General features: G+C 46.1%; 1 protein-coding gene. It reads right to left on the reverse strand.

Annotated features, from left to right (window positions below):
• Positions 1-884: alpha-galactosidase (locus R7P67_RS26225; RefSeq protein WP_318086507.1), on the reverse strand; the 884-nt coding region annotated here is incomplete at its 3' end.
• Between the last annotated feature and the right edge of the window lie 186 nt (positions 885-1,070).

A 1,070-nucleotide genomic window follows, 5' to 3' on the forward strand; every position in this document is an offset into this window, starting at 1 on the left:
TGACGAACAAACCATTCAGGATGTTGCTTAAAGACCTCAGATTCTGGCTGCGCTATGAAAGGAGCCATCCAAATCGCCGGCTTTTTGCCTTTTGCGCGAATGTTTTGAATCAACTCCTTCACACCGCCAGAGAATTTATCCGACGGCGTAAGCCAATCCCCCATGAACGCTTGATAGCCATCATCCAGAAGTACCCATTCTAGGTCTTCGAGCTTGTCTTGCATGCAATCAACATTTTCTAAAACATTTTGCTCGGTCACATCGGCATAGTACGCATACCAAGAGCACCAGCCTATCGGTGCATCCTGCGTGACACCGTTGCGAATAGGATGATGCGCGGCAATCATCTCGCTGAACTCTTGATACAGATCGGATAGCGAGTTGCCAGTTAAAATCGTAATGGACTCAAGTTGATTGTGTTCCCAATCCGCCACTTGCGTGTGTTCGCCATCGATTGCAGCGGTCAGTATCCACTGCCCATTTCGCTGTTGTATATCAAAGTAACCAGCAAATCGACGGCACGTCGTGAAGCCAAACAAGGTGTAACCAGCAGAATCCTCAATCACTAGATAGTTGTAGTAACGCTTAGGTGCATGTTGCGAGTACACACGGTATGGGGGAATGTTGTCGGGGCATCGACCTATTTCAATAGGATGCGTGATCGTTCCTGACGTTTGCGCCAACATTTGAAAACCATCACCAATCACGTTGGCTTCGTGCTCGTATAGAAACGGCATTTCGAACAACACTTCACGGTCAGTAAAGGTCTTATTGTGAAGCCCAGAGAAAGAGAAATGGGCTTGATTACCAATCACATCCACGTGCAGATCGTTATCGATGATCGTCATTTCGGAATGGTTGGCTAACTGAATGGTCTGAGCCATATTGCATCTACTCACTGATTATTATTGTTTTGTGTCCAATTGACCCCACGATGCTTGGTTGCGCGTGAAGCCTTTTGAATATGACTTCATTATCCTGTGAATGATGCGAGCAATTCGTTATTTTCGTCACGAATCCATGCACTCTGACGCTCAAAAACGGTTATTCAGATAACGCTCACTGAAATT

The organism is Vibrio sp. Vb0937, from assembly GCF_033338855.1.